This window comes from Pseudomonas sp. YJ42 (assembly GCF_047225135.1).
Taxonomy (GTDB): domain Bacteria; phylum Pseudomonadota; class Gammaproteobacteria; order Pseudomonadales; family Pseudomonadaceae; genus Stutzerimonas; species Stutzerimonas stutzeri_E.
Genome location: NZ_CP178378.1, coordinates 4,773,199 through 4,791,558, shown reverse-complemented (window position 1 = coordinate 4,791,558; position 18,360 = coordinate 4,773,199). Strand labels below are relative to the sequence as shown.

Here is an 18,360-nt window from a genome sequence, read left to right as displayed (position 1 = left end):
TGCCAATCGCCTCTTGCCAGCCGTATCGAGAGCGTATCGGCGCTACCGGCTGGCCCAAACTCACGTGAGAACGTCGGGCTAAACGCAAAAGGGCCCGTCATTGACGGGCCCTTTTGCGAGCGGCTGCAAGTTACGCAGAAAGCTCAACAAGCAGTTTGTTCAGACGCTGTACGTAGGCAGCTGGATCTTTGAGGCTATCGCCAGCGGCCAGCGCAGCCTGATCGAAGAGAATGTGCGACAGGTCGGTGAAGCGGTCCTCATCCGGCTCAGCGTCCAGCTTCTCGATCAGCGGGTGTTGCGGGTTGATCTCGAAGATCGGTTTGGACTCAGGCACCTTCTGCCCGCTCGCCTCGAGAATCTGGCGCATCTGCAAGCCCAAATCCTGCTCACCGATAGCGAGGATCGCCGGTGATTCGGTCAGCCGGTGCGATACCCGCACCTCGGCCACGGCGTCGCCGAGCGAGGTCTTGAGACGCTCGACCAGGCCTTCCTTGGTCTTGGCGATTTCCTCCTGGGCCTTTTTGTCCTCTTCGGTGTCCAGCTTGCCGAGATCCAGATCCCCACGTGCGACATCCACGAACTGTTTGCCGTCGAACTCGGTGAGATAGCTCATCAACCATTCGTCGATGCGATCGGTCAGCAGCAGCACCTCGATACCCTTTTTACGGAAGACTTCCAGGTGCGGACTGTTCTTGACCTGAGCATAGGATTCGCCCGTGAGGTAGTAGATCTTGTCCTGACCTTCCTTGACACGTCCGAGGTAGTCGACCAGCGATACGCTCTGCTCGCCCGAGGCGTCATGGGTGGAGGCGAAGCGCAGGAGACCGGCGATTTTCTCCTTGTTGGCGAAATCTTCTGCCGGGCCTTCCTTGAGCACCTGGCCGAACTGTTTCCAGAAGTTTTTGTAGTCCTCAGGCTTGTCTTTGGCCAACTTGTCCAGCATGTCCAGAACACGTTTGGTAAGAGCCGACTTCATCGAGTCGATGATCGGGTCTTTCTGCAGGATCTCGCGCGAAACGTTCAACGACAGATCATTTGAGTCGATCACGCCCTTGATGAAGCGCAGATACAGCGGCAGGAATTCGTCCGCCTGATCCATGATGAAAACGCGCTGCACGTAAAGTTTGAGGCCCTTGGGTGCTTCGCGCTGGTACAGATCGAACGGCGCGCGGCCTGGTACATAGAGCAATGAGGTGTATTCGAGCTTGCCCTCGACCTTGTTGTGGCTCCAGGCCAGCGGATTCTCGAAATCATGGCCGACGTGCTTGTAGAATTCCTGATACTCCTCGTCCTTGATCTCGGTACGAGGACGCGTCCAGAGCGCGCTGGCGCGGTTGACGGTCTCCCATTCAGGCTCCGCCGGCTTGTCTTTCTCTTCGCCATGAAACTCTTTTGGCAGCTCGATCGGCAGGGCGATATGGTCGGAGTACTTCTTGATGATGTTGCGCAGACGCCAGCCATCGGCAAATTCTTCTTCGCCCGACTTCAAGTGCAGCACGATGCGGGTGCCGCGCTCCGGTTTGTCGATAGTGGCGACTTCGAACTCACCCTCGCCTTTAGACGCCCAGTACACGCCCTCATCGGCAGGCGTGCCCGCGCGACGGCTGAATACCTCGACCTGGTCGGCGACGATGAATGCGGAATAGAACCCCACACCGAATTGACCGATCAGGTGCGAGTCTTTTTTCTGGTCGCCCGTGAGGTGCTTCATGAACTCGGCGGTACCGGATTTGGCAATAGTACCGAGGTGGGTGATGACATCCTCACGGTTCATGCCGATGCCGTTATCGTCGAGGGTGACGGTCTTGGCGTCCTTGTCGAAGCTGACACGGATCTTCAGCTCGGCACCGCCCTCGAGCAGTTCGGGCTTCGCCAATGCCTCGAAGCGTAGTTTGTCAGCCGCATCCGAGGCGTTGGAAATCAATTCACGAAGAAAGATTTCCTTGTTCGAGTACAAGGAATGGATCATCAGATGAAGCAGTTGCTTCACCTCGGTCTGGAAGCCCAGGGTTTCTTTGTTTTGAGTCTCCACACTCATCGTCTTGCAAACTCCACATCGTCAATGGCACGGACCGCGACTGCGGTGATGTCAAGCAGATGGGGGCTTGATGCAGGAATTCAAGTGCGCCGGCTTACCAGCACTGCACTCCGTCGAGCCGGCCGTTCGAGCTGCTCGACGCTATGGTTCGAGCAGCTCGAGCAAAACGATATCGCTCGAGGCGAGATTGTAAGTGACCTCTCCCGGCCCCTTGAGCATGCGCCGGATGGCCACGTTACCGTCACGATCAATGCCGACGAAACGCCCTTCCGCCACCCCGCCACGCTCCGTATGCGCCCGCACCAGCAAATGTTCATAGCGCGCCGGATTGCGCAGCAACAGCGCCAGGGAAAACCGCTGTCGACGATCGACACGAGGTGATGGCGCACTGTCTGGGAGAGATTCCGGCTGGACGGCGATTACCTTGACTGGCGTTTCGATCGCCTCAGGTAAAGGTGGGTAGCTGTCGTCGTCTACCGCCCAGCCTTGGTCGCCCTTGTGAACATCCATCTCGAATTGGCCTGGCGTACCCTTTACCTTCGCCTGCACCCTGAGTTTCATGGCAAAAGCGGGAAAATTCACCGGAGCCAGCGATTCGATGGTTACCGCTCGCGTCTCGAAGCGTCGCTGCAAATGGTCCCTGGCCAGATGAATGAGCGTATCCGCCGAGTCGTGCGTCAGATCTACTTGACCTGAGCGATAACGTAAGTCGTCGGTGAATAGCTCGACATGGCCGCTGAGGCTGGTGTGGTAGTGCGCTGGCAGGACCAGATGAAAGTCGCCAGCCAACTTGTTCGGCGGAACCGGTTGCAGATCCAGATGCAGGGTATAGCCGCTACTGACTCTGCGTGCTTCGGGCAGTTCCTGCTCGGGGCGCATCCAGTTGATTTCCACCTCCGGTACCGGGCTGACATCCTGGGGCAGCACGTCGACCCGTAATGCACCGGGAGGGGTCGTGCCGAGGCGAATGCGGACTTCTTGCCTGGCAAACAGATCGTCCCCTTCACGTAGTGTCAACACGCCATTCATGAAACTGCCGACCCGTGGGCTGAATGGGCGTCCATCGAGCTCCCCCCGTAGCCCTATAGCCAGATGGCGGCTCTGCATCTGCTCGTCCGGCTCGAGCCACTGCAAGCTGGCGATCGCCGCCAGCCGCTCCGGCTGTTGGCTGGCAAGCATCGTGAATCCGACAATCAAAGGGATGAACCCCAACCCTGACAAGCCAATGGCCTTTCGGGCGACACTCCAGTGTCGAACGACGAAGAGCAAGGTAACGGGAGGAAGCAGGCTTCCGACGCCCCACAACAAGCCCTTACTGAAAGCCAGAACGATCAACCAGACGAGGCCCGCCCCTATCAGCAGCAGCCCGCCCAGTATCAGCAACGCATCCATTCAACACCCTTGAAGCAACTACATTGAGGAGTGGTAGCCGCCGGACGATCAGGGCTCGTTGACTTTGAAGTGGCAACGGGCAGTGGCGATGGGCTCGGCCTGATTCGTTTGCCAGGCCGTAACCGCGACGTTTGCTACACGGCGCCCCTGGCGCCAGACCTGGCAGGCGGCAAAGGTGTCACGATAGTGACCCGCCCGAAGATAATCTATCGAGAAGTCGATGATTTTGGGCAAATGTGGCGCGCCCATGAACATCAATAAATGGAGCATCGCCGCGTGCTCCATGAAGCCGGCGATCACCCCACCGTGGATCGCCGGCAGCGTGGGATTACCGATGTTGTCCTGGTTCTTGGGCAGCCGGAACACCATCTCGTCACCGAGCCGTAAACACTCGATGCCGATCAGCCTGGCATACGGCACCATCTGCAGGAGCGCATCGTAGTTGTTGCTGGTATGGGCCTCGCGAACCAGCGCATCAAGGTCCAGACTGCTCATCGACGCACCTGCGATGCTGATACCAGCGTGCTTTTGCCCATGCGCATGAAAGTGCCCACTACATGCGCGATCGGTTCGTTGATATCACGCTGATACGCCACGCCACGGGTGAAAATCACTGTCGGCGTGACGCGGTAGCATTCAGCAAAACCAAACACGTCATGATTCGGCTCCGCCGGGTGCATGTAATCGATACGCAGATCAAGCGTCGGGCAGATCTCCATTTCGGGCAAGGCGCAGGCCGTCGAGATACCGCAGGTCGTGTCCATGAGTGTGGTGATTGCACCACCATGAACGAGCCCGCTTTCGGGATTGCTGACGATCTTCTCGCTATAGGGGAGGCGCAGGGTAAGCCCCTTGGCATCGGCGTGCTCGACGCTCATGCCGAGGACCTGACAATGACGTAACAAGGAAAGGAAGCGCCGGGTGCGCTCCAGTATCTGACTATCGCTCATGCGAATTCTCGAATGTGAAACAAGCCGAGCACATTAACCTGCTCGCGGACGCGGCCCTATTCCTTGGGAGTTTCGATAGGCAAGGTTGGCGTAAACACCATCACTTCGAGTACGTCGGAATGAAATTCGCGGCGATATAAAATGACCACCACGCCCGCCGTCACGCCCATGAAGAACCAGGGGTGAATAAACCAGGCCAGTGTGGCCATGCCGAAATAGTAAGCACGCAGCCCGAAGTTGAATTGGTTGGCGGCCATCGAGACCACCCGTGCAGCGCGCTCGGCGAATGACTTCCGCTCCAGGTCGCTGACGTTGCGCTCACCTGCCATAGGTGCAGAGGCGACCAGCACCGCAGCAAAATTGTATTGCCGCATGCACCAGCTGAAGGTGAAGAACGCGTAAACGAATACCACGGCCAGGGCGAGCAGTTTGATCTCTGAAAGGCCTCGACTCACGGGCTGCGCGAATGGCAAATCGGCGAGCAGCGAGACCGCTCGCTCAGAGGCGCCCAGCGCCGTAAGAATGCCAGCCAGGATAATCAAGGTGCTGGAAGCGAAAAAGCCGGCATTGCGCTCTAGATTACCGATTACGTTGGCGTCAGCGATCCGGTTGTCACGCAACAGCATGCGCCGCATCCAGTCTTGCCGGTACAGATGCAGTACGCTGGCCAGGCAAGCAGTGTCCCTGGCGCGCCAACTGGCGTACCGGGTATACCCAACCCAACACAGGACAAACCAGACGACAGCTATCAGGTGCGGTAGAAGATGATTCGGAATCGACATAACGGTCCCCTGAAAACTCGCATCTGATTATAGCGGGTCAACGCTGAGCTTAGTCCTTCGAACGGCTCGCAGCTTTCGACGCGCTCGATTCATTACGAGCTCGAGCGGGGCCGAGCAACCGGTCGATGATCACTGCAATGACCAGAGTGACCAGTACCGGCACTAACCAGCCCATGCTTTGCGCAGCCAGCGGCAAGGTCGTGAAGAGCTCCGGTACCCAATCCTTAAAACCCGCAGCCAAGAGACCATCCGCTACGCCAAATACAAGCGTCACAGCCATCACCGGAGCGAACACCCGACTTGGCGAGACCCAGCAGCGATCGAGCAGACTCAGTGCAACCAACATGATCGCCAGCGGATATAACCCGACCAGCACCGGCACCGAAACACCGATCAATTGGGTAAGCCCTTGATTCGCTACCATCAGGCTGAACAAGGTGAACACGATCACCACCGCGCGGTAGCTGACCGGCAGAAGACCACTGAAGAACTCGCCACAGGCCGCAGTCAGCCCGACCGCAGTGGTCAGACAGGCCAGCGCTATCACCACCGCCAGCAACAGACTGCCGGTAGTACCGAACGTATGCTGTACGTAAGTCGTCAAAATCTGCACACCGTTCTGAGCATCGCCGGCGATCCCCTGGCTGGTAGCCCCGAGATAGAACAGCGCCAAGTAGACGAGCGAAAGCCCAATGGCCGCAATGCTCCCGGCAATCATCGAATAACGCGTCACCAGTGCCGGCTCCGACACCCCACGATCACGAATGGCGGTGGCAATGACAATACCGAACACCAAAGCACCCAGCGTATCCATCGTCAGATAGCCTTCGAGAAACCCTTTGAGCAAAGGGCCGTTGCGGTAGCTTTCGGCGGTTGTGCCAATCCCCCCAGCGGGCGCAAAAAGCGCTGCCCCGCCTAGCACCAACAAGGCCGCGAGAAGCACCGGTGTGATGAATTTGCCCACCCGGTCGACCAATTGACCAGGATTTAGCACGAGGAACAGCGTCGCAGCAAAGAACGCCGCTGTGTAAGCAAGCAGTGGAATGGCCGAGTTTCCCGTGAAGGGTGCCACGCCCATTTCGAACGAGACCACCGCAGTGCGCGGTGTCGCAAATAGCGGCCCGATGGCAAGATAAACCGCCATGGCCAGTAGCGTTCCAGCACCTCGGCCGAGGGGCGCGGTTAACCTGTCCATCCCGCCACCCACGCGGGCCAGCGCCACCACCGTGAGCAGCGGCAAACCAACGCCGGTCATCAGAAAGCCTGCCGCCGCGGGCCAGATTGCTTGCCCCGCGGCAAGCCCGGCGCTGGGTGGAAAAATAATATTGCCCGCACCCAGAAATAGCGCGAACGTCATGAATCCGAGAGCCAGCAGATCCAAGCCTTTCAAACGAGTCATCGGTTAGTCACCACTGCAGGAGGGTCTGGTACGGCGAACGCACCGGGTGTGTTTCCCCGAAGTCGGACACTATCCATGTCGAGCCGCCCGAGAAAAAAAGCACGCACCTTACTGGAATTCCTCGCTCAGAGCGAGGAGCCAGGCCGTTCTGGCATGATGGCGTTAGGGCTCATCTTGTAGACGCCACATTGGCGAGTGCCAGACGAGCTGCCCTCGCCAGAAACAAAAATGCCAGTCAGGCAGGCTGACTGGCATCTGGTGTCGCAGGTCAAAGATCAGCCCTGCTTGACTTCCCACCCGGTCAGTTCCGCAAGCGCCTTGCCGATATCGGCAAGCGAGCGCACGGTCTTCACACCGGCATCCTGCAGCGCGGCGAACTTCTCGTCTGCGGTGCCCTTACCACCGGAGATGATCGCACCGGCGTGGCCCATGCGCTTGCCAGCAGGCGCGGTCACACCAGCGATGTAGGAAACCACCGGCTTGGTCACGTTGGCCTTGATGTAAGCCGCGGCTTCTTCTTCGGCAGAGCCACCGATCTCACCGATCATCACGATCGCTTCGGTCTGCGGGTCTTCCTGGAACAGCTTGAGGATGTCGATGAAGGTCGAACCGGGGATCGGGTCGCCGCCGATACCGACGCAGGTGGACTGACCGAAGCCGGCGTCAGTGGTCTGTTTGACCGCTTCATAAGTCAGCGTACCGGAACGCGATACGATACCGACCTTGCCTGGCAAGTGAATGTGGCCAGGCTGGATACCGATCTTGCATTCGCCGGGTGTGATCACGCCCGGGCAGTTCGGCCCGATCAGACGCACACCCAGCTCGTCGCACTTGATCTTCACTTCGAGCATGTCGAGGGTCGGAATACCCTCGGTGATGCAAACGATCAGTTTGATGCCACCGAACGCGGCTTCAAGGATCGAATCCTTGCAGAACGGCGCCGGGACGTAGATGACCGATGCATCAGCGCCGGTCGCTTCTACGGCCTCCTTGACGGTGTTGAACACCGGCAGGCCGAGGTGCATGGTGCCGCCCTTGCCCGGCGTCACGCCGCCAACCATCTTGGTGCCGTACTCGATCGCCTGTTCGGAGTGGAAGGTACCCTGCGAGCCGGTAAAGCCCTGGCAGATGACCTTGGTGTCTTTATTGATCAGGACGCTCATTACTTGCCCTCCGCGGCTTTGACGACTTGAATGGCCGCATCGGTCAGGCTGGTCGCACCGATGATGTTCAGACCACTTTCACTCAGCTTCTTGGCGCCGAGTTCGGCATTGTTGCCTTCCAGGCGAACCACGACCGGGACCTTCACGCCGACTTCCTTGACCGCACCGATGATGCCTTCGGCAATCATGTCGCAACGCACGATGCCACCGAAGATGTTGACCAGAACGGCAGCAACGTTTTCATCGGAAAGGATGATCTTGAAGGCTTCGGTCACACGCTCCTCGGTCGCACCACCGCCGACGTCGAGGAAGTTGGCGGGTTTGCCGCCATGCAGGTTGACGATGTCCATGGTACCCATGGCCAGGCCGGCACCATTGACCATGCAGCCGATGTTGCCATCGAGCGCCACGTAGTTCAGTTCCCACTTGGCTGCGTGCGCTTCGCGCGGGTCGTCCTGAGAAGGATCCTGCATGCCGCGCAGCTTGGGCTGACGATAGATAGCGTTGCTGTCGATGTTCAGCTTGGCATCCAGGCAGTGCAGATTGCCGTCTTTCTTGATCACCAGCGGATTGACTTCGAGCAGTGCCAGGTCGTAATCGACAAAAAGCTTGCCCAAGTTCACGAAGATATGGGTGAACTGCTTAACCTGGTCGCCTTTCAGGCCCAATTTGAACGCCAGCTCACGGCCCTGGAATGGCTGAGCGCCAACCAGCGGATCGATCGTGGCCTTGAGAATTTTTTCAGGTGTGTCGTGAGCGACCTTTTCAATGTCCACGCCACCTTCGGTGGACGCCATGAACACGACTCGGCGGGTGGCGCGATCGACTACGGCGCCCAAATAGAGCTCCTTGTCGATGTCTGTGCAAGCTTCGACCAGAATCTTGCTGACCGGCTGGCCGTTGGCGTCGGTCTGGTAAGTCACCAAGCGCTTGTCCAGCCATTGCTCGGCGAATGCACGTGCTTCGTCCTTGCTACGAACCAGTTTGACACCACCTGCTTTACCGCGACCGCCAGCATGCACCTGAGCTTTGACCACCCATTCGGTGCCACCAATGTGGTCGCAAGCCTCAGCCGCTTCCTTGGGGCTATCGACCGCGTAGCCTTTGGAAACCGGCAATCCGTATTCGGCAAACAGTTGCTTACCTTGATATTCGTGAAGATTCATCTTAGCTACCGTTCGGTTTGATGTGCATCAGACGTTGCATGTATGCCGCGTCGCCTCAAGTCGCTGAAAACTATCGCAAAACACCTTTCAGAGACCTGTCATACCTTGCGTTGAAGGTATCGACGGCTCGCGAGGGTCCCAGTTGAACCGACGCGAACCGTCTTCTACCGCAGCGCTATCAGCGCTTCTTGCGGTTGGCAATGTGAATGGCGTGGCCATTCACTGCCAGTGCTGCTTCATGCAGCGCTTCGGACATGGTCGGATGCGAGAAGACCATCATGCCGAGGTCTTCGGCACTGGTACCGAACTCCATGCCAATTGCGCCCTGCTGAACCAGTTCAGCTGCAGCCGGCCCCATCACATGAACGCCCAACACTCGGTCGGTCTTGGCATCGGCGATCACCTTGACCAGTCCGGCGGTGTCGTTGGCAGCCATGGCGCGGCCGCTAGCGGCAAACGGGAAAGTACCGACGTTGATTTCAACGCCCTCGCCTTTCAGCGCCTGCTCGGTCTTGCCAACCCATGCGATTTCCGGATGGGTATAGATGACCGACGGAACCAGGTCGTAGTTCATTTGCGATTTGTGGCCAGCGATGCGCTCAGCCACCATCACGCCCTCTTCCGAGGCCTTGTGGGCGAGCATGGCACCCCGTACCACGTCACCGATGGCGTAAACACCCGGGACGCTGGTAGCACAATAGTCGTCGACGAAGATGAAGCCACGCTCGTCCATGTCGACGCCGGCGTCGGCCGCCAACAGGTCGGTGGTCACCGGACGACGGCCAACCGCCACGATCAGCTTGTCGAAGGTTTGCTGCTGCTCGCCTTCGGCGTTGGTGAAGTTGACGGTGACCTGGTCGCCCTTGACTTCGGAACCGGTCACGCGCGCGCCCAGCAGGATCTTCAGACCCTGCTTGCTGAGCACCTTGAACGCCTCCTTGGAGATCTGCTCGTCAGCGGCCGGCAGGAACTTGTCCATCGCTTCCAGCACAGTGACTTCGGCGCCCAGGCGCGCCCATACCGAACCCAGCTCCAGACCAATCACACCAGCGCCGATCACACCGAGCTTGGCCGGGACGCTCTGGAAATCCAGCGCACCGGTGGAGTCGACGATGATCTTCTGGTCGACCGGCGCAGGCGGAATATCCACCGGTTTGGAGCCTGACGCGAGAATCACGTTTTCGGCGCCCAGCACCTGAGTGTTACCGTCGAGGCCGGTGACTTCGACCTGCTTGCCGCTGAGCAGCTTGCCGTGACCTTCGAAAACGGTCACACCGTTAGCCTTCATCAGGCCTGCAACGCCGCCAGTGAGGTTTTTGACGATCTGGTCCTTGCGAGCAACCATCGTCGGAACGTCCATGGCCACTTCGCCGGTGCTGATGCCATGCACCTTGAAGCTCTCGTGCGCCTCGTGAAACTTGTAGGAGCTGTCCAGCAGCGCCTTGGACGGAATGCAACCGACGTTCAGGCAAGTGCCGCCAAGCGCGGTCTTGCCTTCCTTGCCCTGGTACTTCTCGATGCACGCGGTCTTCAAACCTAATTGGGCTGCGCGAATGGCTGCTACATAACCGCCGGGGCCGGCACCGATGACGACGACGTCGAATTTCTGGCTCATTGCAAATCCTCTTGAGTACGTGCAGCAAAAGTCAAAGGCCGCAATCAACAAGCCCGGCTTACGCCTAGCCTGTCGGCTGCAGCCCGTGACGCTTGTTAGATATCCAGCAGCAGACGGGCAGGATCTTCCAGCAGGTTCTTGATGGTCACGAGGAAGCTGACCGCCTCCTTGCCATCGATCAGACGGTGATCGTAGGACAGCGCCAGATACATCATCGGCCGAATGACAACCTGACCGTTGACGGCCATCGGACGTTGCAAAATGTTGTGCATGCCGAGGATGGCAGCTTGCGGCGGGTTGACGATCGGTGTCGACATCATCGAGCCGAAGGTACCTCCATTGGTGATGGTGAAGGTGCCGCCAGTCATTTCCTCGATCGACAGTTTGCCGTCACGAGCCTTCTTGCCGAAGGTAGCGATGCCACTTTCGACTTCGGCCAGACTCATCAGCTCGGCGTTGCGCAGGACCGGTACGACCAGACCACGGTCGCTGGACACGGCAACGCCGATATCCTGGTAACCGTGATAGACGATATCGGTGCCGTCGATCGAGGCATTGACTGCCGGGAAGCGCTTCAGCGCTTCGACAGATGCCTTGACAAAGAAGGACATGAAGCCCAGGCGCACACCATTATGGGTCTTTTCGAACAGGTCCTTGTACTTCGAGCGCAGGGCCATGACTTCGGTCATGTCGACTTCGTTGAAGGTGGTCAGCATCGCCATGTTCGACTGTGCTTCGACCAGACGTTCAGCGACCTTGGCGCGCAGACGGGTCATCGGCACGCGCTTCTCGGTACGATCGCCGGCAGCAGCAACAGGCGCAGCAGCGGCGCTGGCAGCAGGCTTGGCGGCGGCCGGAGCGGATTTCTTGGCTTCGATGGCGGCGACCAGATCTTCCTTGGTGACGCGGCCGTCCTTACCGGTGCCCTTGACGCTGTTGGGGTCGATACCGTTCTCTTCGGCGAGCTTGCGCGCAGCCGGAGCGAGAATGGCATCTTCACCACCGGCAGCAGGCGCGGGCGCAGCAGCAGCGGGCGCAGCAGCTTCAGCCGGGGCCGCGGCAGGCGCAGAAGCACTGGCAGCACCACCGGCTTCCAACTTGCCGAGCAGCTCGCCACTGAGCACGGTGTCGCCTTCATTCTTGACGATTTCGGTCAGCACGCCGTCCGCTTCGGCCAATACTTCCATCACGACCTTATCGGTCTCGATGTCGACGATCAGCTCGTCGCGCTTGACCGCGTCGCCCGGCTGCTTGTGCCAGGTGGCAACGGTGCCGTCAGCAACCGATTCCGGAAATTGGGGGGCTTTGATCTCGATAGCCATTAGCTGGGTCCTATTTGATTCGATTTCTACATCGAGGCCGCGCGATCGCGGCCTCTTGCAAGAATGATTTAAACGGTGAACGCGTCCTGCAGCAGTTTCTCCTGCTGCTCGGCGTGCATGGAGGCATAGCCGACCGCAGGCGCAGCAGAGGCTTCACGACCTGCGTACTGCAGGAACAACTCCCTCTTGTGCGCGACGGCAACACGACGCATATGGTGCTGACTGCAATACCAAGCGCCTTGGTTCATCGGCTCTTCCTGACACCAAACGATGCTCTTGAGGTTCTGATACGGCGCGAGCACCTCGGCCAGATCATCTTCCGGGAACGGGTAGAGCTGTTCTAGGCGGATGATCGCGATATCTTCCCGGCCTTCGTTGCGGCGCTTATCCAGCAGATCGTAATAGACCTTGCCGCTGCACATGATCAGGCGTTCGACCTTGCTCGGCTCGATCTGATCGATTTCCGGAATCACGGTCAGGAACGAGCCCTGAGTCAGCTCTTCCAGCGTCGAGGTCGCTAGCTTGTGACGCAGCAATGACTTTGGAGTCAGGGCCACCAGCGGCTTGCGCAGCGGGCGGATCGCCTGACGACGCAGCATATGGTAGACCTGCGCCGGCGTGGTCGGCACGCACACCTGGATATTGTGCTCGGCGCACAACTGCAGATAGCGCTCCAGGCGGGCGGATGAATGCTCCGGTCCCTGCCCTTCATAGCCGTGCGGCAGCAGCATGGTCAGACCACAAAGACGGCCCCACTTATGCTCGCCACTGGTGATGAACTGGTCGATGACGACCTGCGCCCCATTGGCGAAGTCACCGAACTGGGCTTCCCAGACCACCAGCGCGTTGGGCATGGTGGTCGCATAACCGTATTCGAATGCCAGCACGGCTTCTTCCGAGAGGAAGGAGTCGTATAGATCGAACCGTGGCTGCCCTTCGTACAGATGCTGCAACGGAATGTAGGTGCTACCGTCTTTCTGGTTGTGCAGCGCGGCATGGCGGTGCGAAAAGGTCCCGCGACCGACGTCCTGACCACTGATACGCACCGGGTGGCCTTCGAACAACAGCGTCGCGTAAGCCAGCGTCTCGGCATAGCCCCAGTTGATGGCCAGCGCACCGGCACCCATCCTCTGACGATCTTCAAGAATCTTCGAAACCTGACGCTGAACCACGAAACCTTCCGGAATGGCCAGCATCTTGTTGGACAGTTCCTGCAAGGCTTTCAGATCGAAGCGCGTATCGTGACGAGCGGTCCAGGTGTGTCCCAGATACGGGCGCCAATCGACAAACAGCTCCTTGTTGGGCTCTTTGACCAAGCTCTTAACCACATGCAGGCCGTTGTCCAGCGCAGTACGATACTCGTCGACCTTCTCCTGAACCTGCGCTTCTTCCAGCACTTTCGACTGGGTCAGCGAGTCGGCATACAGCTCACGAGTGGTGCGCTGCTTGGCGATCTTTTGATACATAAGCGGCTGAGTACCACTCGGCTCATCGGCCTCGTTGTGGCCGCGGCGACGGTAGCAGATCAGATCGATGACGATGTCGCGCTTGAACTGCATGCGGTAGTCGACCGCCAGCTGCGTGACGAACAGCACCGCCTCGGGATCGTCTGCGTTAACGTGGAAGATCGGTGCCTGGATCATCTTCGCAACGTCGGTCGCGTACTCGGTGGAGCGCGCATCTTCCTGCTTGTTTGTCGTGAAGCCGACCTGGTTGTTGATCACGATCCGGATAGTGCCGCCAGTCCGATAGGCTCGGGTCTGGGACATCTGAAAGGTTTCCATGACCACGCCCTGACCCGCGACGGCGGCGTCGCCGTGGATGGTTACCGGAAGCACTTTGTCACCGGCCGAATCGGAACGACGGTCCTGACGCGCGCGAACGGAGCCCTCGACCACTGGCGAAACGATTTCCAGATGGGACGGGTTGAATGCCATCGCCAGATGTATTTCACCACCGGGGGTCATGACGTTCGAGGAGAAGCCCTGATGATATTTGACGTCGCCGGAGCTAAGCCCTTCTACCTTCTTGCCTTCGAACTCGTCGAAAAGGTCGCGCGGGTTCTTGCCGAACGTGTTCACCAGGACATTGAGGCGACCGCGGTGGGCCATGCCGATCACGATTTCTTTCGTGCCGTACGAGCCGGACCGTTGGATGATCTCATCCAACAGGGGTATTAGACTCTCACCCCCCTCCAGACCGAAGCGCTTGGTACCCGGATACTTGGTGCCCAAATATTTCTCGAGACCCTCGGCAGCGGTCAGACGCTCGAGCAGATGACTCTTGATTTCCGGTGAGAATGTCGGCCGACCACGGACGCTTTCCAGGCGCTGGATGAACCAGTTGCGCTGATCCGAATCGACGATATGGGTGAATTCTGCGCCAATGGTGCGGCAATAAGTCTCTTGCAGCGCCTGGTGAATTTCACGCAAGGTAGCCTGATCTTTGCCCATGGCAAGATCACCGGTACGGAAAACCGTATCCAGGTCTGCATCAGTCAAGCCATAGTTGTTAATGGCCAGATCAGCCGGAACCGGGCGCTGCTGCAAGCCCAGCGGATCGAGCTGAGCAGCCTGGTGGCCACGCATCCGGTACGCTTGGATCAGACGCAGGACTTCAACCTGCTTCTTCTCATGCTCGCTACTGACGCTACCCGCAGAAACCGGCTGGGCGCGACGCTGGTTCTTGGCCAGCAGGACGAAGTGATCGCGGATTGTCGAATGCGAAACATCGGCTGCAGCGCCGCCATTGACAGGCAGCTTCTGGAAGTAGGTGCGCCACTCTTCGGGCACAGCGTTGGGATCGTGCAGGTAGAGCTCATAAAGCTCTTCCACATAGGCAGCGTTACCACCGGATAGGTGGGCACTGTCCCACATGCGCTGCATTACGCTTTCTTGCATGTCTGGTCACCTTCGATAAGGAGACACCACCAGCGTGGAGACCGCAGCATGACTTCCCAAGTTCTGAAGCAGCGACCCGGGTAAAGCCACTACGGACCGCGCAGATAGTTTCCGAGAACCACCCCGGATGCTCCTGCTGGTCATCAAATTTTCAGAGCGAAACCCCGGCCTTGTAAGCTGGGATTCCTACTAAGACTACGGCGCCGAGTTCAAACTCTGGCGCCGTAGGTGTCGCGGTGAAGCATTAAGAGCCTGTAACTACGGATAACCACAGGCGCCTAGGGCACATCAGGTTGCGCTCTGCAGCAGCATGTTGCGCACATGACCAATCGCTTTGGTTGGGTTCAACCCTTTCGGGCAGACACTCACGCAGTTCATGATGCCGCGGCAGCGGAACACGCTGAACGGATCGTCCAATGCAGAAAGCCGGCTCTCGGTCTCTGTGTCGCGACTATCGGCCAGAAAGCGGTAGGCCTGAAGCAACGCAGCGGGGCCAAGGAACTTGTCCGGATTCCACCAGAAGGACGGGCAACTGGTCGAACAGCAAGCACACAGAATGCACTCGTACAGACCGTCAAGCTTCTCCCGATCTTCCGGGCTCTGCAGACGTTCGATAGCCGGAGCCGGCGTATCGTTCATCAGATAAGGACGAACCTTCTCGTACTGCTTATAGAAGATGCCCATATCAACCGCCAAGTCACGAATAACGGGCAAACCAGGCAACGGACGAACCACAAGCTTGTTGCCTTTGACGACGGACGACAATGGCGTGATGCAGGCCAGACCGTTCTTGCCGTTCAGGTTCATACCGTCGGAGCCGCAAACCCCTTCACGGCAGGAGCGACGATAGGAGAAGCCTTCGTCCTGCTCTTTGATGAGGGCAAGCACGTCCAGCACCATCAGGTCCTTACCATCGGTATTGACCTGGAAGTCCTGCATGTACGGCTTTTCATCTTTATCCGGGTTGTAGCGATAAACGCTCACTTGCAACATATCGGCGACCTCAGTAAGTCCGGACCTTGGGTTCGAAAGTCGGAACTGTCTTCGGAGAGAAGTTCACGGCCCGCTTGGCTACACGCTTTTCACCTGGGAAGTACAGGGTGTGGCACAGCCAGTTCTCGTCATCACGCTCTTCGAAATCCTCACGGGCATGCGCGCCGCGGGACTCTTTGCGATTTTCTGCTGCGATAGCAGTCGCTTCAGCGACCTCAAGCAAGTTCTGTAGCTCCAGTGCTTCAATACGTGCGGTATTGAAGGCCTGGCTCTTGTCAGAAATCTTGACGGTAGCGATGCGCTGACGCAGATCGGCAAGCTGAGCGATACCCTTCTGCATGTATTCGCCAGTACGGAACACACCGAAGTAGTTCTGCATGCAGTTCTGCAGTTCTTTGCGCAACGAAGCGACATCTTCGCCAGTAGTCCGCTCGTTCAGACTGGACAGGCGGTTCAGGGCAACGTCCAGATCGGTGTCGGTAGCACCGCGAAGCTCGATACCTTCCTTCAGCGCCTTCTCCAGATGCAGACCGGCCGCACGACCGAACACGACCAGATCCAGCAGCGAGTTGCCGCCGAGACGGTTGGCGCCATGCACGGATACGCAAGCCACTTCGCCTACCGCAAACAGGCCGTCGATGATTTTGTCGTTGCCGTTGGCATCCTGGGTGATAGCCTGGCCATGAATGTTGGTGGCGACACCACCCATCATGTAGTGACAGGTCGGAACCACAGGCACCGGAGCAGTGACCGGATCGACGTGCGCGAAGGTCTTCGACAGTTCGCAGATGCCTGGCAGACGGCTGTGCAGCACTTCCTCGCCCAGGTGATCAAGCTTCAGCATCACGTGGTCGCCATCCGGACCACAGCCATTGCCAGCCAGGATCTCCTTGACCATGGAACGCGCGACCACGTCACGACCCGCCAGGTCTTTCGCGTTCGGCGCGTAACGCTCCATGAAGCGCTCGCCATGCTTGTTGATCAGGTAGCCACCCTCGCCGCGGCAACCTTCGGTCACCAGCACGCCAGCGCCGGCGATACCGGTCGGGTGGAACTGCCACATCTCGATGTCCTGAACCGGCACGCCCGCACGCAGCGCCATGCCGACACCGTCACCGGTATTGATCAGGGCGTTGGTGGTCGACGCATAGATGCGGCCCGCACCACCGGTAGCCAGAACCACAGCCTTGGAGCGGATATAGACCGTTTCGCCGTTTTCGATGCAGATAGCGATGATGCCAACGATGGCCCCATCCTGGTTCTTCACCAGATCCACGCCATACCATTCGTTGAGGAAGGACGTGCCCGCCTTCAGGTTGGCCTGGTAAAGGGTATGCAGCAGCGCATGGCCGGTACGGTCAGCAGCCGCACAGGTACGAGCGGCCTGACCGCCCTTGCCATAGTCCTTGGACTGACCACCGAACGGACGCTGATAGATGCGGCCTTGCTCGGTACGGGAGAACGGCAGGCCCATGTGCTCGAGCTCAAACACGGCCTCCGGGCCGACAGAACACATGTATTCGATAGCGTCCTGGTCACCGATGTAATCGGAGCCTTTGACGGTATCGTACATGTGCCAGCGCCAATCGTCGTTCGGGTCAGCCGAAGCGATGGCACAGGTGATGCCGCCCTGGGCGGATACGGTGTGCGAGCGAGTCGGGAAAACCTTGGTCACCACCGCAGTTTTATGGCCACCCTGGGCCAACTGCAGCGCAGCGCGCATACCCGCGCCGCCGCCACCAATAATGATGGCGTCATAAGAAAGAGTACGAATGCTAGCCATGGATCAGATACCCCAAAGAATCTGCACACCCCAGACGAAGAACGTGAACATGGCGATGCCACACACGGCCTGGAAGAGGAAACGCACACCGGTAGCCCACTTACCGATTGCCATGTTGGTCAGGTAGTCAGTGGAGATAGTCCACATACCAACCCATGCATGCACACTCAGGGCGACCAGCGCCAGGAGACTGAAGATGCGCATCCAACTGGCCGAGAAGAGCCCCTGCCACTGGGAATATTCCAGCCCCGGATTCGCGATCAGATACCCGATCAGGAACAGAAAATAAGCCGCGAGAACAACTGCAGAAACACGCTGAGCCATCCAGTCATACAGACCCGAACGCGAAAAGTTCGTGACGTTGGTTACCATATCCACACTCCCGCCAGCACGATCAGCACCGCCGAAACGGCCAGAACGATTTTCGAGCCCAGCTTGCCGCCTTCCAGCGTCTCACCATGCCCGGTATCCATGACCAGATGACGTACACCGGCCACCAGGTGATACAGCAATGCAGATAGCAGCACCCAAATCACCAACTTGGCCAATGGGCTACCGAGATACGCCTTCACCTCTTCGAAGCCTTCGGCAGAAGAAAGCGAGGTATCCAGCGCAAGCAGCAGAATGGCCACACCCACAAACAGAATCACACCAGAGATGCGGTGAAGGATTGAGGTGTAAGCAGTGATCGGGAGTTTTATTGTCCTAAGATCTAGGTTTACAGGTCGTTGGCTTTTCACGGCTTTTTTCACACTTGAGAGCCCCTAACACGCAGGGCAAAGTTGTTGGGAAGAGTACGCAGCGGTACCCGCCACCCACGAGTGACAACCCACAGGAAACTGCCTGTTAGGCCCCTG

At 58.6% G+C, this 18,360-nt stretch carries 15 protein-coding genes; all 15 read right to left on the bottom strand.

The genetic code is table 11. From position 1 onward, the window contains the following. Positions 1-130 precede the first annotated feature (130 nt). Positions 131-2,038, bottom strand: coding sequence for a molecular chaperone HtpG (gene htpG / locus ACL0K2_RS22245; protein ID WP_413043425.1), 1,908 nt, complete (start codon positions 2,036-2,038; stop codon positions 131-133). Between the two features lie 141 nt (positions 2,039-2,179). Then, positions 2,180-3,430, bottom strand: coding sequence for an MFS transporter (locus ACL0K2_RS22240; protein ID WP_413043424.1), 1,251 nt, complete (start codon positions 3,428-3,430; stop codon positions 2,180-2,182). Between the two features lie 48 nt (positions 3,431-3,478). Beyond that, on the bottom strand, positions 3,479-3,925 hold the full coding sequence (locus ACL0K2_RS22235) for a PaaI family thioesterase (RefSeq protein WP_045161530.1): 447 nt from the start codon (positions 3,923-3,925) through the stop codon (positions 3,479-3,481). Next, positions 3,922-4,380 (bottom strand): PaaI family thioesterase, encoded by a 459-nt coding sequence (locus tag ACL0K2_RS22230; protein WP_413043423.1) that lies wholly within the window; start codon positions 4,378-4,380, stop codon positions 3,922-3,924. The genes ACL0K2_RS22235 and ACL0K2_RS22230 overlap by 4 nt, the downstream gene beginning before the upstream one ends. Before the next feature lie 56 nt (positions 4,381-4,436). Beyond that, positions 4,437-5,162, bottom strand: a complete 726-nt coding sequence (locus ACL0K2_RS22225; protein WP_045161528.1) for a DUF599 domain-containing protein — start codon at positions 5,160-5,162, stop codon at positions 4,437-4,439. Positions 5,163-5,211: 49 nt separating this feature from the next. Further along, the gene (gene brnQ / locus ACL0K2_RS22220; protein ID WP_413043422.1) at positions 5,212-6,561 is read right to left on the bottom strand and encodes a branched-chain amino acid transport system II carrier protein; all 1,350 of its coding nucleotides are present in this window, start codon (positions 6,559-6,561) and stop codon (positions 5,212-5,214) included. A 275-nt stretch (positions 6,562-6,836) separates the two neighbouring features. Further along, a complete protein-coding gene (sucD, locus tag ACL0K2_RS22215; RefSeq protein WP_045161526.1) occupies positions 6,837-7,724 on the bottom strand; it encodes a succinate--CoA ligase subunit alpha in 888 nt (295 codons plus the stop codon). Further along, positions 7,724-8,890: an ADP-forming succinate--CoA ligase subunit beta gene (sucC, locus tag ACL0K2_RS22210; RefSeq protein ID WP_045161524.1), complete on the bottom strand. Its 1,167-nt coding sequence runs from the start codon at positions 8,888-8,890 to the stop codon at positions 7,724-7,726. Before sucC ends, sucD begins: the two co-directional genes overlap by 1 nt. Positions 8,891-9,068: 178 nt before the next feature. Then, positions 9,069-10,505, bottom strand: a complete 1,437-nt coding sequence (lpdA, locus tag ACL0K2_RS22205) for a dihydrolipoyl dehydrogenase (RefSeq protein ID WP_045161523.1) — start codon at positions 10,503-10,505, stop codon at positions 9,069-9,071. A gap of 95 nt (positions 10,506-10,600) precedes the next feature. Beyond that, positions 10,601-11,827 carry a 2-oxoglutarate dehydrogenase complex dihydrolipoyllysine-residue succinyltransferase gene (gene odhB, locus ACL0K2_RS22200; RefSeq protein WP_045161521.1) on the bottom strand — a complete coding sequence of 409 codons (1,227 nt, stop codon included), beginning with the start codon at positions 11,825-11,827 and terminating at the stop codon, positions 10,601-10,603. Between the two features lie 68 nt (positions 11,828-11,895). Continuing rightward, a complete protein-coding gene (locus ACL0K2_RS22195) occupies positions 11,896-14,727 on the bottom strand; it encodes a 2-oxoglutarate dehydrogenase E1 component (RefSeq protein ID WP_045161520.1) in 2,832 nt (943 codons plus the stop codon). Positions 14,728-15,015: 288 nt separating this feature from the next. Further along, entirely contained in the window at positions 15,016-15,720 is a 705-nt protein-coding gene (locus ACL0K2_RS22190; protein WP_045161518.1) for a succinate dehydrogenase iron-sulfur subunit, read from the bottom strand. Positions 15,721-15,730: 10 nt separating this feature from the next. Further along, positions 15,731-17,503 (bottom strand): succinate dehydrogenase flavoprotein subunit, encoded by a 1,773-nt coding sequence (gene sdhA / locus ACL0K2_RS22185; protein WP_045161517.1) that lies wholly within the window; start codon positions 17,501-17,503, stop codon positions 15,731-15,733. A 3-nt stretch (positions 17,504-17,506) separates the two neighbouring features. Continuing rightward, entirely contained in the window at positions 17,507-17,875 is a 369-nt protein-coding gene (sdhD, locus tag ACL0K2_RS22180; protein ID WP_045161516.1) for a succinate dehydrogenase, hydrophobic membrane anchor protein, read from the bottom strand. Then, positions 17,869-18,255 (bottom strand): succinate dehydrogenase, cytochrome b556 subunit, encoded by a 387-nt coding sequence (gene sdhC, locus ACL0K2_RS22175; protein ID WP_196298642.1) that lies wholly within the window; start codon positions 18,253-18,255, stop codon positions 17,869-17,871. The genes sdhD and sdhC overlap by 7 nt, the downstream gene beginning before the upstream one ends. Positions 18,256-18,360 lie beyond the last annotated feature (105 nt).

Excerpts from the sequence above, each read along its gene's own strand:
- htpG (WP_413043425.1), bottom strand. The coding sequence starts at position 2,038 with ATGAGTGTGGAGACTCAAAACAAAGAAACCCTGGGCTTCCAGACCGAG.
- ACL0K2_RS22240 (WP_413043424.1), bottom strand. The coding sequence starts at position 3,430 with ATGGATGCGTTGCTGATACTGGGCGGGCTGCTGCTGATAGGGGCGGGC.
- ACL0K2_RS22235 (WP_045161530.1), bottom strand. The coding sequence starts at position 3,925 with ATGAGCAGTCTGGACCTTGATGCGCTGGTTCGCGAGGCCCATACCAGC.
- ACL0K2_RS22230 (WP_413043423.1), bottom strand. The coding sequence starts at position 4,380 with ATGAGCGATAGTCAGATACTGGAGCGCACCCGGCGCTTCCTTTCCTTG.
- ACL0K2_RS22225 (WP_045161528.1), bottom strand. The coding sequence starts at position 5,162 with ATGTCGATTCCGAATCATCTTCTACCGCACCTGATAGCTGTCGTCTGG.
- brnQ (WP_413043422.1), bottom strand. The coding sequence starts at position 6,561 with ATGACTCGTTTGAAAGGCTTGGATCTGCTGGCTCTCGGATTCATGACG.
- sucD (WP_045161526.1), bottom strand. The coding sequence starts at position 7,724 with ATGAGCGTCCTGATCAATAAAGACACCAAGGTCATCTGCCAGGGCTTT.
- sucC (WP_045161524.1), bottom strand. The coding sequence starts at position 8,890 with ATGAATCTTCACGAATATCAAGGTAAGCAACTGTTTGCCGAATACGGA.
- lpdA (WP_045161523.1), bottom strand. The coding sequence starts at position 10,505 with ATGAGCCAGAAATTCGACGTCGTCGTCATCGGTGCCGGCCCCGGCGGT.
- odhB (WP_045161521.1), bottom strand. The coding sequence starts at position 11,827 with ATGGCTATCGAGATCAAAGCCCCCCAATTTCCGGAATCGGTTGCTGAC.
- ACL0K2_RS22195 (WP_045161520.1), bottom strand. The coding sequence starts at position 14,727 with ATGCAAGAAAGCGTAATGCAGCGCATGTGGGACAGTGCCCACCTATCC.
- ACL0K2_RS22190 (WP_045161518.1), bottom strand. The coding sequence starts at position 15,720 with ATGTTGCAAGTGAGCGTTTATCGCTACAACCCGGATAAAGATGAAAAG.
- sdhA (WP_045161517.1), bottom strand. The coding sequence starts at position 17,503 with ATGGCTAGCATTCGTACTCTTTCTTATGACGCCATCATTATTGGTGGC.
- sdhD (WP_045161516.1), bottom strand. The coding sequence starts at position 17,875 with ATGGTAACCAACGTCACGAACTTTTCGCGTTCGGGTCTGTATGACTGG.